The sequence below is a fragment of the Sphingopyxis sp. MWB1 genome, assembly GCF_000763945.1.
Lineage (GTDB): Bacteria > Pseudomonadota > Alphaproteobacteria > Sphingomonadales > Sphingomonadaceae > Sphingopyxis.
This window is the reverse complement of the sequence record NZ_JQFJ01000002.1, coordinates 1,203,079-1,222,496: the sequence shown is the minus strand read 5'-3', so window position 1 is coordinate 1,222,496 and position 19,418 is coordinate 1,203,079. Positions and strand designations below refer to the sequence as shown.

Genomic DNA, 19,418 nt, shown 5'->3' with positions numbered 1-19,418 from the left:
AGACTGAGGTTTGACCCTGTAACTGCTCCCGTGACGCTACGGGATTGTGGGATGCTTGGCGCGAGCGTCTCCAAGCCATCGACGTTGCAGTGCAGCCAATACAACTACCTTGGCGCAGTAGAATGATATAGGGATTCTATACAAAACGAGCGAGGCTCAAGGCATCAGGAAGAGAGGAACCCGTCTCATCGCCACATATCGTCGCGGCTATTACTTCGCCGGTCAGCGGTGCAAGAGTCAGGCCCAGATGCTGGTGTCCGATGGCATAGAAGAGCTTGGGTGTTTCTGCGCTGCGACCGATCGCGGGAAGATAATCGGGCAGGGTTGGGCGCGCACCATACCAGCGCTTCCATTGTGATGCGACGATGCCCAGTTCAGCCATGTGACGCTCGAGGCGGATCCATTTCTCCGGGTCGGGGGGCGTGTCGCTGCGCGTGAATTCGACGAAGCCGGCGACGCGCAATTCCGATGCGAAGCGTGTCACGATTATCGAGCGGTCCTCGAACACGAGCGGCGGCATATCGCACGGCCAGTCGCGGCTCTCGCATGCAATATGATAACCGCGTTCGGCGATCAGGGGGGCGTGAAGTCCGTAGCGGGCGAGGAGCGATTTGGAGGCAGCGCCCGCTGCGATGACGATATAGTCGGTATCGATCTGACGCGTATCGTCCACATGACGACAAATCATCTTTCCGCCCTTTGCCTGAAAATGATTCTCGAGGGCCGCGCGCAACTGCCATGGATCGGCAATTTGCGCTGTCCCGTCAAAGCGGATCGCGTCGTGAATATGATTGTTCGACAGCGCGCGAAGCTGGCGCAGTTCGGCTTCGCTTGTATCGGCCAGCCCGATCGTGGAGGGGCATCGCGCCTGCCAGTGCCGGCGTCCGGCGGCGGCGCTCTTTGCGCTTTCCCAGGCCACAAAATGTCCTTCCTCCCGCAAAATGTCGGGACGCCCCATGTCGGCGGTCAGGCGCCGCCACGCGGGGAGGGCTTCACACATCAACCCCTCCAGCAGATGGCGACCGGCGGAAAAGCGTTTGTGGCTGCTTGCGCGAAGCAGTCGCAAGCCAAATGGGAGCCAGGCGCCGACGGCGCGGGGCGGGAAAGAAACGCCGCCGCCCAGGCTGAACAGCCGCTGCGGCAGCTTCTTGATGTTGGCGGGCGAGGCAAGGGGATCGACCTGTTCGATCGCAACATGTCCGGCATTGCCCCAAGAGGCTGCGGGTTGGGGGAGCCCCGCGTCCAAAAGGGTGACCGCCACGCCGCGACCTTGCAGCGCAAGCGCGATGCACAAGCCCACGACTCCGCCTCCAATAACTGCTGCTGACGCCATGGCGAGATATCTATCGTATCCAATCATACAAAACAATGCAGCAGGCGCAGCATGAGCTAAATAATAAAATTATTGTAAAACAGTATGTTGCTCATAGCCCCTCCAGGGCGATGCGCGTTGGCTATCAAAGAATCCTTAACCACCCCCTAGACAGTTTTGGAATATTGGATACAACATCCTGCATTCTAAAAATATGGGAGGGTAATATGAACAGGGAAATAGGAGGCCGCTTGCCGGTGGCCGCACGGTGGCTTTCGCTGGTGCTGGGGGTCAGCATGGCGGCGATGACATGGCCGACCTTCGCACAGGAGGATCGCGCGGGCGGCTTGTCGCCGGACGAGGAAATGCTGGATGCCATTGTCGTCACCGGGTCGCGTATCCAGCGCAGCGGCATCGATGCGCCGACGCCGACCGTCGCAGTGGGCGCGGAGATTATCGAGGCAAAGGGCATTACGAATGTCGCCGATCTGCTCAATGAACTGCCCCAGATTTCAACCGGGCTCTCCAACGCCAATACCAGCTTCAGCTTCGGCAATATCGGCCTTAACCAGGTCGACATGCGCAATCTGGGGGTGCGTCGCACGCTCACTCTGGTCAATGGCCGCCGCCGTGCAGGCACGCCCGATGATTCCAATTTTCTGGCTTTCGACCTCAGCGCCATTCCGACCGCGCTGATTGACCGGGTGGAGGTGCAGACCGGGGGCACATCGGCGGTTTATGGCGCCGACGCCGTCGCGGGGGTGATCAATCTCATTCTCAAGGATGATTTCGAAGGGGTCGAGGCTTATGCCCAATATGGCATGGACAATAGCGGCGATTATGACGCGCTGAGCTATGGGCTGACGGCCGGCACCAATTATGGGCGCGGCAACGCCGTGCTGCATGTCAGCCGGATGGAAAGCGGCCGTTTGTCGCGCCGCGACCGCGGGCTGGGTGGACGCTATGCCTTTGTGCCCAACCCGGCCAATACGGGGCCAGACGATGGTATTCCCGCGCGCATTCCGGTGCGGGATTTGAAGTTCGCCTATTTCGGCTTGCCGACGCCAACCTCCTATCTTCCCTTCGGGCCGGGAGGCAGCTGGACCGATGTGATTTTCGATCCGGCACTGCAAAGCTTCCGTCCGCTTGATGCCGGGCCGGATGGTGTGCTGGGCGGGGCCTATTCACGTGTGGAGGGCGGAACGCAGAATGCCGACACGCTGATTGCTCCGCTGGAGCGCACCAGCGTCTATGCCAAGGCGGACTATGACATCGCCGACAATATCACATTGTTCAGCGAAGCGATTTTTGCTGACATCAATGCTCGGGACCGGATTGGCGCGGTGTTCGATTCCTTCAGCACCAATGTGTCGATCGACAATCCTTTCATGCCCGAAGCGGTACGACAGGGGTTGATCGCGGCGGGTGAGGATTCGATGGGCTATGCGCGGCAGCATGATGAATTCGGGATGCGCGGGACCGATATCAACCGCAAATATTACAGCATTGCCGCAGGGCTGGAAGGACGTCTGGGGAATAGCTGGACCTGGTCGGCGGTCTATGAATTTGGCAAGTCGCAGACGACCAACCGCAATCTCAACGACCGGCTCGATGCCCATTGGTTTGAGGCGTCGGACGCCATTCGTGATCCTCTTACGGGCGATATCGTCTGTCGCAGCGAAGAAGCGCGCGCGCGCGGCTGTGTGCCGGTCAATATTTTCGGGAAGGGCACGATCTCGCAGGCGGCGGTCGATTATATCCGCGCCAGCCATAGCTCTACGACGGATACCAGCCAGACCCTCGTTCAGGGGCTGGTGGCCGGCGATCTGTTCCAGCTTCCGGCCGGGGCGGTAAAAATGTCGGCGGGGATCGAATATCGAAAGGATGCGATCGATTTTCGTCCCTCCTATGTCTGGGAAAATGCGCTTGGTTTCTTTGCCAGCCAGTTTTCGCCCGTCGCCGAAAGCAATGATGTGCGCGAGGCTTTCGCCGAAGTTCTGGTGCCGGTGCTCAGCGACAAGCCCTTCTTCCATTCGCTGGAACTCGAAGCGGCCTATCGCCTGTCCGATTATCAGCGCGCCGGTACGGTCGATTCCTGGAAACTGGCGGGTTCCTGGTCGCCGGTTCGGGATATTCGCTTTCGGGTGACCCGGGCGACGGCAGTGCGGGCGCCCTCGCTCGGCGAATTGTTCAACCCCGGCAGTCGCGGCGCGGCGGGGCTTAGTGACCCTTGCGATCCCAATCTTCTCGACAGTGGCACCGATAATCGGCGCGCCAATTGTCTGGCGCTGGGCCTCGACCCTGTCTCCTACAATCCCGATACGCGTCGGGTGACAACATTGGTCTTCAGCACCGGTAATCCGGACCTGGATGTCGAAAAGGCAAATACGTTCACGGCGGGCGTGGTGCTGCGGCCGCGCTTCCTGCCGGGGTTCGCCTTGTCCGCCGACTATTATAATATCAAGCTTGATGGGGGGATTGAGCGGATCGGCGCGCAGCAGACGGTCGACAATTGCGTCGACCTGCCCACGCTGGACAATCAATTTTGCGAGCTGGTGAAGCGCAAGGCCGACGGCAATCTGCGCGAAGTGCTCGACAGCTATATCAATGTATCCGCCTTCAAGGTGGAGGGCGTCGATTTCGAACTATCCTATAATCGTCCGCTCGCTGATATCATTGGCGGTGACGGCGATCTGGGCCAGATCGGCATTCAGGGCATTGCCTCTTATTTGCGCCACAATATCTTCATCGACAAGGATCTGGTGACGGGCGAGGAAACCGCCTTTGATGGCGCGGGGGAATCGGGCAATCCGAAATTCCGGGCGCTCATCAACGCCAATTATCGCAAGGGGCCGTTCCAGCTTAACTGGTCCAGCCGTTTCGTCGGGAAAAGCGTGACGAACAACCAGCTCGCCGATCCGCAGGAGGATGTCGGGAAATATTATCATATCCCGTCCATCTGGTATCACGATATGTCGCTGGCCTATGATACACCGATGAATGTGCGTTTGACTGCGGGCATCAACAATTTGTTCGATACCGGCCCACGCGACCATCCCTTTACCGAACGCGGCAATCTCAGCTTTGACAATTTGATCGGCCGCTATTTCTTCTTCGGGGCGAAATGGCGCTTTGGCGGCCATTAACCTCCGCTATATTCGCATCAACAAGGGGCGGCCCCGGGGCTGCCCCTTTTTTGCGACTTGCATCCAAAAGCCCGTCCCTCATAGAGTCGCTGTCTTCACGGGAACAAGGTAAGATATGAAAAAGGCCGCCATCGAACCCATAGAACGCCGAAGCATTGTCGATTCCATCGCCGACCGTTTGCGCGCGCGGATTCTCGACAATGATCTGGCCGAGGGAGACCTGCTTCGTCAGGAAGCCATTGCCGAAGCCTATGCCGTCAGCCGGATGCCGGTGCGCGAGGCTTTGCGGCAGTTGGAGGCCGAAGGGCTGGTCGTCTTTCATCGTCACAAGGGGGCCGTGGTCTCCCGGCTCGAACCGGCAGAGGTCGAGGAATTGTTCGACCTGCGCATCATGATCGAACCTGACTTGATCCGCCGCGCTGCCGCACGCGCTGATGCGGAGGATATTGCGGCGGCCGAAGCTGCCTTGATCGCGTCAGAGGCCGCATATGACCTGCGCGACGTATCCCATTGGGGTGAACTCAACTGGCAGTTGCACGAGGCCATGTATCGTCCCGCACGGCGCGATCGCTCGCTGGCGCTTGTCCAGATGCTCAACCTCAATATCGACCGTTATATTCGTATCCAGCTGTCGCTGGGCGATGCATCGCTCGACCATGCCCGGCGCGAGCATCGGGAACTTTTCGAACTCTACAAGGCGGGCAAAGGCGCCGCTGTCGCCAAATTGCTGAAGGCCCATCTCACCAATGCCCGCGACGCACTGGTAAAGGCGTTCAGGGACTGACCCCGCCCGGGGCTCTCAGATGGCAGGCCCCCTAGTCAAAGGAGCGCATTTGATAGTTCGGCGGCGGGGTTTTGCCGAGCAATTCCCGTACAAAGAAATCCCAACGCCGCCGCTGATAATAAGGCACAGCGTCCAGATAATGATCGGCGCCCGGGATCATCAGAAATTCGAAATCCTTGTTTGCCCTGATCAACGCATCGACCAGCCGCAGCGAAGCGGCGGGGGGAACATTTTCATCCAGCTCGCCATGCGCGATCAACAGCTTGCCGGTCAGCTTGGGTGCCCAGTGGATATTGGAATTGGCGTCATAATGCTCGCCCAATTCGCTTCCCATCCACTGTTCGTTCCACACCGCCTTGTCGAGCCGATTGTCATGATTGCCCGATGCGGACACGCCCACCTTGTAAAAATCGGGACGCTCGGTCATGGCGCGTACCACGTCATAGCCGCCAGCGGAAAAGCCATAGATGCCGGCCCGGCTGATATCCATCCAGGGCCGATTGGCGGCTGCGGCGCGAATGCCCGCAATATGATCGTCCAGCCCCACGGCGTGCAAATTGCGATAGGCAGGCTGTTGAAAGGCGCGGGAGCGGCCCCAGGTGCCCCGCCCGTCGACCATGACGCTGATAACTCCCAGTTGCGCCATGGCATTTGCGTTGCGGGCGGTCATCGCCGCTTCAAAGCTTTTCGGGGTCATCACATGGTGTGGCCCGGTGTAAATATCCTCGATAACCGGATAGCGGTTTGCAGGGCTGAAGTCGGCGGGCTTGAACAAGGCGCCAAAAATGGGTGTCTTGCCATCGGCGGCCACCGCTTCGAAAGGCTCCGGCAAATGATAGCCCGCCGCGCGATAGGCGCTGATGTCGGCACGGCCCAATTCCATCACAATTTTTCCGTCGCTTGCCTGGCGTAGCACCGATCGGGTCGGCTCGTTGATAAGCGACATATTGTCGACGAAGTAACGCCCATCGGGGGAGACGAACACATGATGGTCAAGCGGTTCGGGGGTGAGAAGCAGCGGTGCTCCGCCGGTGACCGGGACGGAATAGAGATGACGCAGATAGGGATCGCGGCCTTTCTCCCGGCCCGACCCGATGACCAGCAATCGCCCGCTTTCGTGGTCGATCCCCGCGACCGAACGTGCCCGCCAGTTACCCGAGGTGAGCTGGCGCCGCTTGCCCGACTGGGCATCGACCGAATGAAGATGCGCAAAGCCGCCGGCATCGCCCGTCCAGTAAATGGTCTCGCCCTTGTCGTCATAGGACCAGAAATGGCCATAATAATCGACATAGCTGTCCGACCTGTCCTCGGTCAGCAGTTTGGCGGCCCCCATTGCGGCGTCGATGCGATAAAGCTGCAGCGCCTTGTAACCGCGCGACGGACGCTGTTCGAAGAGCGCCCCGCTGTCGGCGCTCCATTCATAATATGGTCCGCCATAATAGAGGATGGGGCGAGCAGGCAGGGCGATGGATCGTTGTTCACCGCTTTCCACGTCGAAGACCAGTCCCTCCGCCAGCGGCGTGTTCTGGTCGCCGGTGAGCGGATAGACATAGTCGAACAGCCTCGGTGCTCCCGCCCCCGGCGGTGAAGACTGGACCAGCGACAGGCGCCGGGCGCCTTCCAGCTTCATCCGATAGGTAGCGATACGGCGAGAATCGGGTGACCAACTGATGTCGGGCTTGATATCGGGTTGTGCAGTGCCCTTCGCGATCATCAATTTCGGATTGATGACCGGCGTTGCATAGGGCGCGGCAGGCGTCCCGTCGCGCGTCAGGCGATGTTCCGAACCATCGGCCTTGTCGATGAGGAACAAATTGCCGTCGCGGACCAATGCGCTCCAGCGGCCATCCGGGGATTCGACCGCCAGATCGTTGATTACGGGCGCAGCGGTCAGCACATTCTGTCCGGCGCTGTAAAGCCAGTCCTTGCCGCCATATTGAAAGCGCAGCCGTTCGCTTTCGTCTTCGATCGACAATTTTTCCAAGGCGAAGCTCGCGCGCGGAACGGGCTCTCCCGTCGCCATGCTCAGGGCTTCGATCAATTTTTGATGATCGAACAAAGGCGTCTGTGTGCCGGTCGCCGGATCGACGAGCAGATATTCGCGTCCGCCTCGCGCGCGTTTTTCAAACCAGAAGCGGGCGGTGTCGCCGATCCAGTGGGGCGTCACACTCATCTCGAAAATCAGTTCATCGACATGCTGCGGCAGGACGGCTTCGGCGCGGGCATATACCGAAGCGGGCAGCGCCGCCGTGTCTTGGCTTGCGGGGCTGGATGCCGGGGTTTCTATGGGGGCCGGGGGAAGGCTTTGCGCGGCGGCTGTGCCTATGGTAGCGGCGCTGGTCAGCAGGATGGCGGCACTGATCGGCAATGATTTCATGAGGATCTCCCTGCAAGGCCAGGATGAAGGGTGGCGGGAATGGGGCATCATGCGGCCCGGATATGTTCAAACGCCGCGGCTGCGACAGCATAGTCGGATCGGGCGCTACCGACCGATTTGAAAAGGGTTTTTTCAGCGTCCGACTGGCGGGAGGGGGTGAGACCCAGGCAGAGGCTTTCCAGGTCGCCGATAATGTCGGACCGGCTGATCACGCCTGCTTCGAGTGGCAGTCGCAACTCGCCGCTGTCCTGAAGCGCACCGGGCATCTGGTCGACATGGATGGTCGCACCGCGCAGCGTCGCATCATCGGCTTCGCGCATATGGGGAAGGTAGGAACCCATCAGGTCGACATGAACGCCCCTGGAAAGCCATTGCCCCTTTAAAATGGGATCGCTGGCCAGGGTGGCGCAGCTTATAATATCCGCGCGTGCGGCGGCGGCAGGCAGGTCGGTGACCGCTTCCACGCCCGGCACCTTGTCACGCAGGCTGGCGGCCAGCCGTTCCGCTTCGGCCGGGCGGCGCGCCCAGATCAATGTTGTATCAATGGAGCGAACCGCGCGGTGCGTATGCGCCAGATGCGGCGCAATGGCGCCGGCGCCCATGATCAGGTGTGTCCGCGCTTCGGCCCGGGCGAGATATTTCGCCGCCAACGCGGCGACGGCTGCGGTCCTTCGGGCGGTCAAGGTCGGGCCATCGAGCAAAGCAACCGGTGCGCCCGTGTCCCCGTCGAACAACATATAGATGCCGGAAATGGAGGGCAGGCCGCGGGCGCCATTGTCGGGAACCACGTTGACCAGCTTGACCCCGATCGGTGCATCGGCGCGCCAGGCCGGCATCAGGATCAGCGTCTTATCGGCATTTTCCTCACTCGTGATTTTGTGATGCACCCGCTCGGGGGTCACCACCTCTCCCCGGTACGCATTTTCGAGCGCCAATATCATGTCGTCATAGGGGAGAAGATCGGCGGTTTCGCGCGCATTGAAAATCTGCATGTCAAACTCGTATATTGGATACAGTTATACGATATAGTCAAAGATGCCTTCCGATGGCAAGGAAAAGGGCGGGCTCTGGCCCAATCGCGGGCGCCCCCGAAGGGGAGGCCATTTCTTTGTCCGGATTCCTATCCCGCGAACTGATAAGAGGTCTTGACCGTCGTGAAGAATTCGCGCGCATAGCTGCCCTGCTCGCGTGGGCCATAGCTTGACGCCTTTCGGCCGCCGAAGGGGACATGATAATCGACGCCCGCCGTGGGCAGGTTCACCATGGTCATCCCGGCTTCCGCGCGGCGCTTGAAGTCCGCGGCATATTTCAGCGAAGTGGTGCAGATCCCCGATGCCAGCCCAAAGGAGGTGGCATTGGCCGCTTCGATCGCCGCTTCATAATCTGCGACACGCTCGATGGAGGCGACCGGCCCGAAAATTTCCTCGCGGCATATCGCCATTTCCGCCGTGCAATGGTCGAACAAATGGGGGCGCAGATAATGGCCCGGCTGATCGGGGTGCAGCGGCTCCTTGCCTGCAATCAGCTCGGCTTCTTCGGCGGCGGCGCCTTCTATATAGCTGCGGACCTTGTCCATTTGGGCCTCGCTCGCGAGGGGGCCGATTTGCGTATCGGGATGACGGGCATCGCCAACCCGCAAGGCTCTGGTCGCTTTCGCCAGGGCTTCGGCAAAGCGATCGGCGATCCCCGGCGTTACGATCAGCCGCGAAGAGGCTGTGCAGCGTTGCCCGGTTGAATAAAAAGCCCCCTGCACCGCACATTCTACGGCGGTGTCGAGGTCGGCGTCGTCCAGCACGATCAGCGGATTCTTTCCGCCCATTTCCAGTTGCACGCGCGTTCCTGCGGCTGCCGCGGTCTGGCATACGTCACGGCCCACCCCGGTCGATCCGGTGAAACTGATGGCATCGCTCTGTTGGGCAAGAATGGGCCCCAATATTGCACCCTGTCCCAGCAGCAGGTTGAACACGCCGGCGGGTAGTCCCGCGCGGTGCAGAATATCGGCAAGCGCCCAGGCGCATCCCGGCGCGATTTCGGCGGGTTTCAGAATAACGCAATTGCCATAGGCCAGGGCTGGCGCCACTTTCCATGCCGGGATCGCAAGGGGAAAATTCCAGGGTGTGATGGCCGCGACGACGCCAACGGGTTCGCGGCTGATTTCGACGCTCACATTGGCCCGAACCGAAGGAAGCATTTCGCCGCCAGGGCGGAGCGCTTCGCCAGCGAAAAACTTGAAAATCATTCCGGCCCGCGTCGCTTCGCCAATGGCCTCTGGAAGCGTTTTGCCTTCCTCGCGGGCCAGCAAATCCCCCAGTTCGGCCTTGCGTGCGAGAATCTCTTCCGCAGCTCGATCGAGAATGTCGAAACGCATTTGCGGGGTGGAGGCGGCCCATTGCTTCTGCGCGGCACGTGCTGCGGCGAGGGCGGCCTGCGCGTCCGCCGGGCTCGAAGCGGCATAGCGTCCGATAATATCCCGCGTGTCCGATGGGTTGATGTTGTCGAAACCCTGCGCCGTTTCCTGCCAGTTGCCACCGATAAGATTGCCGTGCATCATCTGCCTTGTCTTTCTGTCTTGTTTGTCTCCGCCGCCATCAGAAGGCGCCGACTGTCCTGCGGTATGCGCGTTGGGAGGGGGCGGGGGTGCCTGGCGCTAGAGGAGCTGAAAGCCGTGGGCGAAGGGATCGCGGTCATCGACAAACAGGGTGTTGATCCCCGTCATCCGGGCCCATCCGGCCACGCTGGGCAAAATGGCCTCCATATTGCCGATCCGGGTTTCGCCTTCGTGGCGGCCATCGAACAGGCTGCCGATAATGCTTTCATGGATAAACGCCTCGCCGGGGCGCAAATCGCCCCGGGCGGCCAGTTGTGCCATGCGGGCGCTCGTCCCGGTGCCGCAAGGGGAGCGGTCGATTGCCTTTTCACCATAGAAAACGGCGTTGCGGCCATGCGCACGCGAATTGCGTGGCTTGTCGGTCCATTGGACATGGCTCACCCCTCGCACCGTCGGATCGAGCGGGTGAACGCAGGGGGCTGCTTCATCGGCCAGCTTGCGGACAAGGGGGCTGAAGCGCAGCAGATCGCCCACGGACATAGCCTCCAGTCCGCGATAATGAGGCTGCGGTTCAATGATCGCATAGAAATTGCCGCCATAGGCAATGTCGAGAATAATCTCGCCCAGCCCCGGCACATCGATCCGAACATCCTGATGCGCCAGATAGCTGGGGACGTTGAATATGCGGACCTGCGCGACATATTCCCCCTCCATCTCATATTCGGCGATGACCCGCCCGGCGGGGGCGTCGAGCAAGATGCGTCCGGGCGTTTTGGGACTGATCAACCCGTTTTCGATGGCCAGGGTGATGGTGCCGATGGTTCCATGGCCGCACATGGGCAGGCATCCGCTGGTTTCGACGAACAGGATGGAAGCGTCGGCGTCTTCACTGCTCGGCGGATAGAGAAAGGCGCCGGACATCATGTCATGCCCTCGCGGTTCGAACATCAGCGCGGTGCGTATCCAGTCAAAGCGATCGAGGAAATCCTGCCGCTTTTCGCTCATGGACCGCCCCCGCAACAGCGGCGCCCCCCCGGCAATCAGGCGCACCGGATTGCCGCATGTGTGGCCGTCGAAGCAGGGAAAACTATGCCTTGCCATCTGCGTCCTTTCTGGCTTGTCCCTGTTGCGGCGTGTCAGGCGGCTGACCGCGCCGTCGCCAGCGACGGGCGCGTGCGCGCGGCTTCTTCCACCATGGCGATGACCCGGTCGCGCTCGCTTCCCGACAGGATCAGCCGCGGCGGGCGTACCCGTTCGGACCCTCGTCCCATCACCTCTTCGGCCAGTTTGATGCACTGGACCAGATTGGGCTGGGCATCGAGGTGCAGGAGCGGCAGAAACCAGCGATAGATGCTACGCGCTGCGTTCAGGTCACCGGCAACAAGCGCCTCCCAAAGCGCGAGCGATTCCTTAGGAAAAACATTGGTCAGGCCCGAAATCCAGCCTTCGGCTCCTAAGGTCAATCCCTCGAATGCCAGATCGTCGAGCCCGGCGAAAATTTTATAGCGGTCGCCGCAGGCATTGAAAATATCGGTAAAGCGGCGCGAATCCTCCATCGATTCCTTGACCGCGACGATATTGGGAACGTCCGACCAGCGTTGCAGCAGATTGAGCGGAACCGACACGCGATAGGCGGCGGGATTATTATAGAGCATCACCGGCAGGGTGCTGGCGGCGGCCACCTTGCGGATATGGAAATCCAGCTCCTCGCCGCTCGGCACATAGACCATGGCGGGCAAAAGCATCAGTCCGTCAGCGCCGATTTGTTCGGCATCTTGCGCAAAGAGGCTGGCAGCGTCGGTGGTGAGTTCGGATACGCCGCTGATGACCGGCACCCGTCCCGCCGCCGCTTCGACGATCGCGCCCAGCATGGTGCGTTTTTCGTCGGCGGAGAGAGAGTTATTTTCTCCCACCGTGCCCAGCGCGACAATGCCGTGCACGCCTTCGCGGATCAGCATGTCCACCATCGCACCGGTGGCGGCGGGGTCGATCGCCAATTGCTCGTCGAACTGGGTGGTAACGGCCGGCAGCACCCCGGCCCAATTGATTTTCGTCACAATCACTCTCCATTTTCCGTCGGAGCTTCTGGCGTCGATGCCTCCGTCGATCCGCGAATGACAATGGATTATGCATTTTGTATCCAATATTCAACCCCTGGCTTCGATCAATGGATTGTGCAATGGATAGCGATGCCCCGTCGGGGGCAGGCGAGCCGGCTATTGGAATGAAAACACGCTATTCGGGGCGAAGCGATTTCACGCGGAGGAACAGGATTATGACGCAGCAAATTGGCCGATCGGACGCCGAGACGGAACTGGCGCTTATCGCCTATCGCGGCGATGAGGTCGCGCCGATTGCTTTGGAGGAGTATGGCGCACGTCTCCACCGGGCGCGGCAGCAGATGGCGGAGCAGGATATTGATGTCCTCTTGCTTACGGCCAGCAGCAATCTCTCTTATTTTACCGGGGTCGACTGGCACCCCAGCGAACGCTTTTTCGGAGCTCTCATCTTCCGGGATCGTCCGACTCTCTATGTCGTCCCCGCTTTTGAAGCGCCGCGTCTCGCGGCGATGCTGGCTGAGGAGGCGCCCATGCTTTTGTGGGAAGAAGGGGCGGATCCCTATGCGCTGGTGCGGGATGCGCTCACGGAGGTCGCCTTGGCGAGAGGCGCAATCGCGCTCGATGAACAGGCCCCCTATTTTGTCGCCGACCATTTGGCCCGCCAGCTGAATGGGGCCACGCTACACCCGGCAACGCCCATCACCGCCGTCTGCCGCATGTGCAAATCGCCCAGCGAAATCGCCATTATTCGCCATGCGATGGCCTTGACCCTTGTTGTTCAGCGTCACGCCGCCCGCATATTACGCGCGGGAATTTCCGCGAGTGAGGTCGTCGCGTTCATCGATACCGCCCACCGGAAGATTGCTGGCCATCCTTCGACATTCTGTATCGTCAGCTTTGGGGAGGCTACCGCCTATCCGCACGGAGGGGGCGCAGGGCAATCATTGCAGGAAGGCGACATGGTACTGATCGACACCGGAACCTGCCTGCACGGCTATCACTCCGATATTACCCGCAGCTATGTGTTTGGCGTCCCAAGCGAACGTCAGCGCACGATATGGGCGATTGAAAAGGAGGCTCAGGCAGCCGCTTTTGCTGCCGCGCGTCCCGGCGTCCCATGCGAAGCGGTCGATCAGGCCGCGCGCCAGGTGCTCGAAGCCCACGGACTCGGCCCCGGCTATGCGGTGCCGGGCCTCCCGCATCGCACCGGTCATGGACTGGGGCTCGATATTCACGAGCATCCCTATCTCGTCGAAGGAAATCGCACGCCGCTTGCTCCAGGCATGTGTTTTTCGAACGAGCCGATGATCTGCATCTATGGCGAATTTGGCGTCCGCCTGGAGGATCATTTCTACATGACGGCAGAGGGGCCGTGCTGGTTCACCGAGCCGGCCAAGGCCCTCGACGCGCCCTTCCCTTGAGGGGACCGGATCGCATGACAAAAGGGACAAAACCTCTTGGAAGCGTTTCTAGTTCGTGAGGTCATAAACATTTGGTGACTCGTCACCGATTGGCTCTGGCAGGTTAGCCGGGGGTGGCGCGTCGCTCAGCAGGGGTGGAGGGCCGGTCCAGGCCGGAGGTCCCCCATTCGCTTCGGGCCGTCGTCCCATAGGCTCAATGGGATGTCCACGTGCCAGCAGATAATCGCTCTACCACATTGTCTCCCGGGGTATACGTCGACGTGGTAGCGAAATATTGCTGTATGTGAATATTGGAAGGATATGGGGGGATGATTCTCGCAAGATTAGCAAGCTATGCTTCGGTGGTCTTGTGAGATCATGAAAATGATATAATAGATTTGTTGTTGACTGTCTTCAATTCCCAGATACTTCAAGTCTCCTGTGAATTACGGGCGATTCTGTGGGTGGGGCGGGCGAATATGAAATCAAACAGGCTGACTTCAGCCCTTGCTGGACAGCGGGCGATTGATGTTCTCGCTGCGCCTGCGGATGATCGCTTCGCAAAATGAAGTCGAAGTTTGGCCGTCGGTGGCACGGTCTCGCGCTAATCGCGCCTTTTTTGGCTGCCCTTCCTGCAAAAGGTCAGGAGGGGCAGTTGAGCTTGGTCCATCAAGCTTATCCCGAACCTGAACTTTCTTTCGATGACTCGCCGACTTTGCCGCCCAATGATAGCTTGGCGGCAGCTCTCGCCGAGGTGTTTGTCTCCAATCCAGAGCTGGCTGCGCGCCGTTATGATCTTCGCGCGACCGACGATGAAATGGGCATTGCGCTTTCGGGAATACGGCCGACCGCCCAGATGCAGATTTCAGGCAGTTATGATTATATCCTTCCCGGCTCGATCACGCAGGCTGGAAGGCCGATCTCCGATCGCTTGAACGGCCCGCACATTCAGCGCGATAATGTGGGAGCGCAGCTCATGATCGACCAGCCGATCACTACGGGCGGGCGTGTACGCAGTGCGGTCATGGCTGCCGCAGCGTCGAGTGCCGCGGGCCGCGAGATGCTTCGCGGCGCTGAGGGTGACCTCCTGGTCGAGCTTATCGCGGCCTATAGCGATGTCCGCCGCGACAGCCAGTCGCTGGCGATACGACGCAAAAATGTTCGCATTCTCGAAGCAACGCTCGACGAAATCGTTGCGCGTCGCGACGCCGGCGAACTCACTCGAACCGATATTGCGCAAGCGGAAACACAGCTTCAGGCAGCGCGCGTCCAGCTCAACGCCGCCGAAGCGCAACTGGAGGCCAGTGCGGCGGCCTTTACCCGTATCGTGGGCCGGAAGCCCGGTATTCTCGCCGAGGAGCCTGACCTTCCAGGCTTGCCCCGGGACGCGGAAGAAGCCTTTGCAATAGCCCGCGTCGCCAATCCCGACTTGGCGGCGGCGGCGGCAACCGAGCGCGCATCGCGCGCGCGGATTGCTGCGGCGCGTGCCGAAGGCAACCCGCAGCTCTCCCTTCAGGGAGTTGCAGGAAGCAGCGGCCCCGCGGTGCCTTTCGACAGGCGCGAGCATGATGTCACCTTTACGGGCCGGGCTACGCTGACGATCCCGATTGTGGCAGGGGGGCGGGTGCGGTCGCTCGTCGCGCAGGCGAAAAATCGCCACAGTGCTGACGCACTGCGCGTCGAAGCGGCGCAACGCCAGCTGGTCGAAGCTGTTCTGAACGCCTGGAACCAGTGGGTCGTGGCAGAGCGTAACCTCGATGCACAAGCGCTCCAGCTCAGAGCCGCTCGAATCTATTACGAGGGTACATTTGAGGAGTATCGCGAAGGATTGCGTTCAACCTTCGATGTTCTGTTCGCCCAGAACTCGCTTCGCGAAACCGAAGTGGCGCTGCTGGCGAACAAGCGCGACCGCTATGTCGCGCAGGCCATCTTGCTTCGTCATTTGGGCCAGCTGGAAGTCAGGCATCTGCTCGCCGGGGGGCCGCGCTATGATCCTGCTGCATATGCCAAGCGTGCGGCCAAGCGCAGCGCCTTGCCCAGCGACGGCCTTTTTCGCGCTATCGATGCCGTGGGCGCGCCTGCGGCGCGTGCCCAGACCGTCGATGCCCCGGTTCCTGGTGGCGGCCCGGCGCTGCTGCCGCCTGCCGCTGATCCAGGAAGCTCGGCCGAACTCATCAGGCATGATGATGCTATATTGCCGGGGGATAGACAGTGAATTCGGAAGCAACGGTCGATGCCGCAGGGGCCGAGCGCGATGACAGCGGGCTAATTGCTTATGCCACGATATTGGCGCTTCATCGTATTGCTGTCGATCCCAAACAGCTCCGGCACGGGGTCGGCCACGACCGCGCAATTGCTGCCGATGATCTCAAGCGCATCGCCAAGCGCCAGGACGAAGTGCGCGCAAAGTCCGTTCGTTCCACTTGGGAAAAGCTCAAGCAAACGCCATTGCCTGCCTTGGCGAACGGGCCCTCGGGCTGGTTCATCATCGCGCGCGTGGGGGATGACGAGGCGCTGATCCAGCCGCCTTGCAAGAGCAGCGACGGTGTCCAGCCGCAGGTGATCAAGGTCGAGCGTTCTGCGATGGAAGCCATGTGGTCGGGCGAGCTTTTGCTGGTAACGACGCGTGAGGGCATTGGCGGCGTGACGCGCGCGTTCGATGTGTCCTGGTTCATCCCGCAGATCGTCAAATATCGCCGGCTCATTGGCGAGGTCCTGCTGGTCACGCTTTGCATCAACCTTCTGGGGCTCGCCTCGCCGCTCTTCTTCCAGAATGTCATCGACAAGGTGCTGGTCCACAACACGCTCGATACGCTCACGATTCTGGTGATCGGCTTTGGCATCGTGTCGATCTGGGAGACCTTGTTCGGCTGGCTGCGGACGCGGCTTTATTCGGAAACAAGCCAGAAGATCGACGTTGAGCTTGGCGCAAAGCTCTTTCGTCATTTGCTCGGGCTGGGTCTTTCCTATTTCGAGGCGCGCCGCGTCGGTGACGTCGCGATGCGTGTGCGCCAGCTCGAGACCATCCGCGAATTTCTTACCAATGCGTCGCTGAGCGTCCTTGTCGATCCGCTTTTCACGATCGTCTTTCTGGTAGTGATGTGGTTCTATTCGGTGAAGCTCTTCATCATCGCGGTGCTCGCCATTCCTTGTTATATCGCGGTCGCGATCTTCATTACCGGCCCCTTGCGCGCGCGAATTGAGGAGAAGTTCGAACGATCGGCGGCGAATAATGCGCTGCTTGTCGAGAGCATTGGCGGCATCCAGACGGTGAAGGCAGGGGCGGTCGAGCCGCAGTGGCAGGATCGCTGGGAACGGCAGCTTGCGGGTTACAGCTTTGCTTCGCAGAAGGTCATCAACCTCGGGAATACCGGCAGCCAGCTCATTCAGCTGATATCGAAGATCAACATGGTGCTGATCCTCTATTTTGGCGCCAAGGCGGTGATCGACAAGGAAATGACGGTGGGCGCGCTCGTCGCTTTCAACATGTTTGCGCAGCGTGTGTCGGGGCCGGTCATCCGCATGGCGCAGCTGTGGCAGGATTTCCAGCAGGTGCGTATTGCGATCGAGCGGCTCGGCGATGTGCTCAACCAGCCGGTTGAACCTGGTACGGGCAGCCGCGTCGCGCTCCCTGCACTCAAGGGCGAAGTGCGTTTCGACGCCGTCAAGTTCCGCTATGGTCTCGAGGGGCCATGGACGCTCGAAGACATTAATCTCGACGTGCCCGCTGGGACGACGCTCGGCATCGTCGGCTCGTCGGGCTCGGGAAAATCGACACTGACGAAATTGCTCCAGCGCATGTATGTGCCAGCCAGCGGACGCGTGCTGATCGACGGTGTCGACATCGCGCAGATCGATCCTGCCTGGCTACGACGCCAGATCGGCGTGGTGTTGCAGGAGAATCTGCTTTTCAATCGCTCGATCCGCGAAAATATCGCGCTCGCCAACCCTGCGATGTCGCTCGAACATGTGATGGCGGCGGCCGAACTTGCAGGCGCACATGAGTTCATCGTCAAGCTGCCGCAAGGCTATGACACGCCGGTCGAGGAACGCGGCACGAACCTGTCTGGCGGGCAGCGCCAGCGGCTCGCCATTGCGCGGGCGCTCGTGACCCAGCCGCGTATCCTGATCCTCGACGAAGCGACGAGCGCGCTCGATGCCGAGAGCGAGGAAATCATCCAGCGCAATCTGAAAGCCATTTCGGCGGGCCGGACGGTGATCATCATCGCGCACCGACTTTCGGCGGTGCGCCAGTGCGACAATCTGATCGCGCTCGAGCGCGGACAGATTGTCGAGCGCGGAACGCATGAAGAGCTCCTGCGCGCGGGAGGACGCTATGCCGATCTCCACCGGCGCCAGAGCGGGGGCATTCCGGCATGAGCGGGTGGCGACATCATTGGGACGTGCTGAAAGAGGCGATCCGCGCTGATCGTGAGCGCCGGAAGGGCTTTATCCCGACCGAGGAAGCCGATTTTCTTCCCGCTGCGCTCGAGGTTGCCGAACGCCCGGTATCGCCAACCGGGCGGGTCGTGGCCTGGGCATTGATGATCGGGCTCGCCATCGCGGTCGTCTGGACGGTGTTTGGCCGTGTCGATGTCGTCGCTTCGGCGCCTGGAACCTTGATTCCGGCTGGCAATATCAAGCTCGTCCAGTCGCCGGGGGCCGGCGTGGTGCGTGCAATCTATGTTCGCAACGGCGATACAGTTCGCAAGGGACAAGCGCTGCTCGATCTCGACCCAACGCTCGCTGGGGCCGACCTTGCCGCCGCCGAAAAGGCCCTTGCTACCGCCGAACTCGATATCGCGCGCAGCCGCGCGATCGCCGATGCGCTCGCAGGCAAGGGGCTTCGCTTCGTCGCACCTGCGGGCACGCCGCCCGAAATCGTCGACACCCAGCGCCGGTTGATCGCCGCACAGCTGGCCGAGATCGAGGCATCGGCTGCCAGCCTCGCATCGGCGCGTGCGACGGCATTGTCGGATGCCAATGCCGCGCGCGCCAATGCTGCGCGGCTTGCGGATACGGTGCCGATTCTTGACCGGCAGATCGAGCGGATGAACCGCCTCGATGCCAAGGGCTATGCGCCGGGACAGCGCCTCCTCGAAATGCAGCGCCAGCGCCGCGCCGAAGCCGGCGAGCGCGACGTCGCGCTCACCCAGATTGCGCGCGGCGAAGCCGAGGCGCGCAAGGCCAGCGAACAGATACGCGAGACGCGCGAGACGGCGCTACGTACCGCGCTCGCCGACCTCGCCAAGGCCGAGGCCGACGCAATTCTACGCCGCGAGGAGGTGACGAAAGCGCGCCAGATGAACCGCTTCCAGCGCCTCGTCGCGCCGGTCGATGGCACCATCCAGAATCTCGAGGTGCATACCGTCGGCGGCGTCGTCGAGGCAGCGAAACCGCTCATGACCGTTGTCCCCGCGCGCGGTGCGCTCGAGGTGCAGGCGAAGGTACTCAACAAGGATATCGGGTTTATCCGTACCGGACAGGAAGCGGCAGTGAAGCTCGAGGCTTTCTCCTTTACACGCTATGGCGCAGTCCCTGGCCGGGTCGCACGGATCAGCCGCGACGCGGTGCAGGACAAGGATCTGGGGCTGGTCTACATCGTGACGGTCACGCTCGACCGCAGCTTCGTTGACGCTGACGGGCGGCGTTACGCGCTGACGCCGGGATTGGCCGCGACGGTCGACGTCAAGACGGGCACGCGGCGTATCGTTAGTTATTTAATCAGTCCGCTGCAAACAAGTGTTTCTCAGGCAGGTCGGGAAAGATAAGGCCAGTCGACATAACGCTT

General features: G+C 61.0%; 12 protein-coding genes. 6 read left to right on the top strand and 6 right to left on the bottom strand.

Going from position 1 to position 19,418, the window contains the following annotated elements:
- Positions 1–136: 136 nt before the first annotated feature.
- Positions 137–1,333 carry an NAD(P)/FAD-dependent oxidoreductase gene (locus JV18_RS0106505; RefSeq protein ID WP_033073879.1) on the bottom strand — a complete coding sequence of 399 codons (1,197 nt, stop codon included), beginning with the start codon at positions 1,331–1,333 and terminating at the stop codon, positions 137–139.
- Between the two features lie 206 nt (positions 1,334–1,539).
- On the opposite strand from JV18_RS0106505, the gene JV18_RS0106500 reads away from it, so the two are divergent.
- Complete coding sequence (locus tag JV18_RS0106500; protein ID WP_160174174.1) at positions 1,540–4,458, top strand: TonB-dependent receptor domain-containing protein; 2,919 nt, start codon at positions 1,540–1,542, stop codon at positions 4,456–4,458.
- 115 nt (positions 4,459–4,573) lie between these two features.
- Entirely contained in the window at positions 4,574–5,242 is a 669-nt protein-coding gene (locus JV18_RS0106495) for a GntR family transcriptional regulator (protein ID WP_033073877.1), read from the top strand.
- A 31-nt stretch (positions 5,243–5,273) separates the two neighbouring features.
- Here the strand turns inward: JV18_RS0106495 and JV18_RS0106490 are convergent, their stop codons facing one another.
- The 5 genes from JV18_RS0106490 to JV18_RS0106470 all read right to left on the bottom strand — a co-directional run bounded on the left by JV18_RS0106490 (position 5,274) and on the right by JV18_RS0106470 (position 12,230).
- The gene (locus tag JV18_RS0106490; RefSeq protein WP_052071782.1) at positions 5,274–7,619 is read right to left on the bottom strand and encodes a S9 family peptidase; all 2,346 of its coding nucleotides are present in this window, start codon (positions 7,617–7,619) and stop codon (positions 5,274–5,276) included.
- 47 nt (positions 7,620–7,666) lie between these two features.
- Positions 7,667–8,611 carry an ornithine cyclodeaminase family protein gene (locus tag JV18_RS0106485; protein WP_052071781.1) on the bottom strand — a complete coding sequence of 315 codons (945 nt, stop codon included), beginning with the start codon at positions 8,609–8,611 and terminating at the stop codon, positions 7,667–7,669.
- A 128-nt stretch (positions 8,612–8,739) separates the two neighbouring features.
- The gene (locus tag JV18_RS0106480; protein WP_235302919.1) at positions 8,740–10,170 is read right to left on the bottom strand and encodes an aldehyde dehydrogenase family protein; all 1,431 of its coding nucleotides are present in this window, start codon (positions 10,168–10,170) and stop codon (positions 8,740–8,742) included.
- A 96-nt stretch (positions 10,171–10,266) separates the two neighbouring features.
- The gene (locus tag JV18_RS0106475) at positions 10,267–11,268 is read right to left on the bottom strand and encodes a 4-hydroxyproline epimerase (RefSeq protein WP_033073875.1); all 1,002 of its coding nucleotides are present in this window, start codon (positions 11,266–11,268) and stop codon (positions 10,267–10,269) included.
- A 35-nt stretch (positions 11,269–11,303) separates the two neighbouring features.
- Positions 11,304–12,230, bottom strand: coding sequence for a dihydrodipicolinate synthase family protein (locus JV18_RS0106470; RefSeq protein WP_200879072.1), 927 nt, complete (start codon positions 12,228–12,230; stop codon positions 11,304–11,306).
- A gap of 212 nt (positions 12,231–12,442) precedes the next feature.
- Here JV18_RS0106470 and JV18_RS0106465 point away from each other — a divergent pair, with 212 nt between their 5' ends.
- From JV18_RS0106465 to JV18_RS0106450, 4 genes are all read left to right on the top strand, one after another.
- A complete protein-coding gene (locus JV18_RS0106465; RefSeq protein WP_033073874.1) occupies positions 12,443–13,648 on the top strand; it encodes a M24 family metallopeptidase in 1,206 nt (401 codons plus the stop codon).
- A 712-nt stretch (positions 13,649–14,360) separates the two neighbouring features.
- Positions 14,361–15,842, top strand: coding sequence for a TolC family protein (locus JV18_RS0106460; protein WP_160174173.1), 1,482 nt, complete (start codon positions 14,361–14,363; stop codon positions 15,840–15,842).
- The gene (locus JV18_RS0106455; protein ID WP_033073872.1) at positions 15,839–18,007 is read left to right on the top strand and encodes a type I secretion system permease/ATPase; all 2,169 of its coding nucleotides are present in this window, start codon (positions 15,839–15,841) and stop codon (positions 18,005–18,007) included. Before JV18_RS0106460 ends, JV18_RS0106455 begins: the two co-directional genes overlap by 4 nt.
- A complete protein-coding gene (locus JV18_RS0106450) occupies positions 18,004–19,398 on the top strand; it encodes an HlyD family type I secretion periplasmic adaptor subunit (protein ID WP_033073871.1) in 1,395 nt (464 codons plus the stop codon). The genes JV18_RS0106455 and JV18_RS0106450 overlap by 4 nt, the downstream gene beginning before the upstream one ends.
- Positions 19,399–19,418 lie beyond the last annotated feature (20 nt).

Bases quoted from the DNA above. Each gene is read 5' to 3' on its own strand.
- JV18_RS0106505 (WP_033073879.1), bottom strand. From the start codon at position 1,333: ATGGCGTCAGCAGCAGTTATTGGAGGCGGAGTCGTGGGCTTGTGCATC.
- JV18_RS0106500 (WP_160174174.1), top strand. From the start codon at position 1,540: ATGAACAGGGAAATAGGAGGCCGCTTGCCGGTGGCCGCACGGTGGCTT.
- JV18_RS0106495 (WP_033073877.1), top strand. From the start codon at position 4,574: ATGAAAAAGGCCGCCATCGAACCCATAGAACGCCGAAGCATTGTCGAT.
- JV18_RS0106490 (WP_052071782.1), bottom strand. From the start codon at position 7,619: ATGAAATCATTGCCGATCAGTGCCGCCATCCTGCTGACCAGCGCCGCT.
- JV18_RS0106485 (WP_052071781.1), bottom strand. From the start codon at position 8,611: ATGCAGATTTTCAATGCGCGCGAAACCGCCGATCTTCTCCCCTATGAC.
- JV18_RS0106480 (WP_235302919.1), bottom strand. From the start codon at position 10,170: ATGATGCACGGCAATCTTATCGGTGGCAACTGGCAGGAAACGGCGCAG.
- JV18_RS0106475 (WP_033073875.1), bottom strand. From the start codon at position 11,268: ATGGCAAGGCATAGTTTTCCCTGCTTCGACGGCCACACATGCGGCAAT.
- JV18_RS0106465 (WP_033073874.1), top strand. From the start codon at position 12,443: ATGACGCAGCAAATTGGCCGATCGGACGCCGAGACGGAACTGGCGCTT.
- JV18_RS0106450 (WP_033073871.1), top strand. From the start codon at position 18,004: ATGAGCGGGTGGCGACATCATTGGGACGTGCTGAAAGAGGCGATCCGC.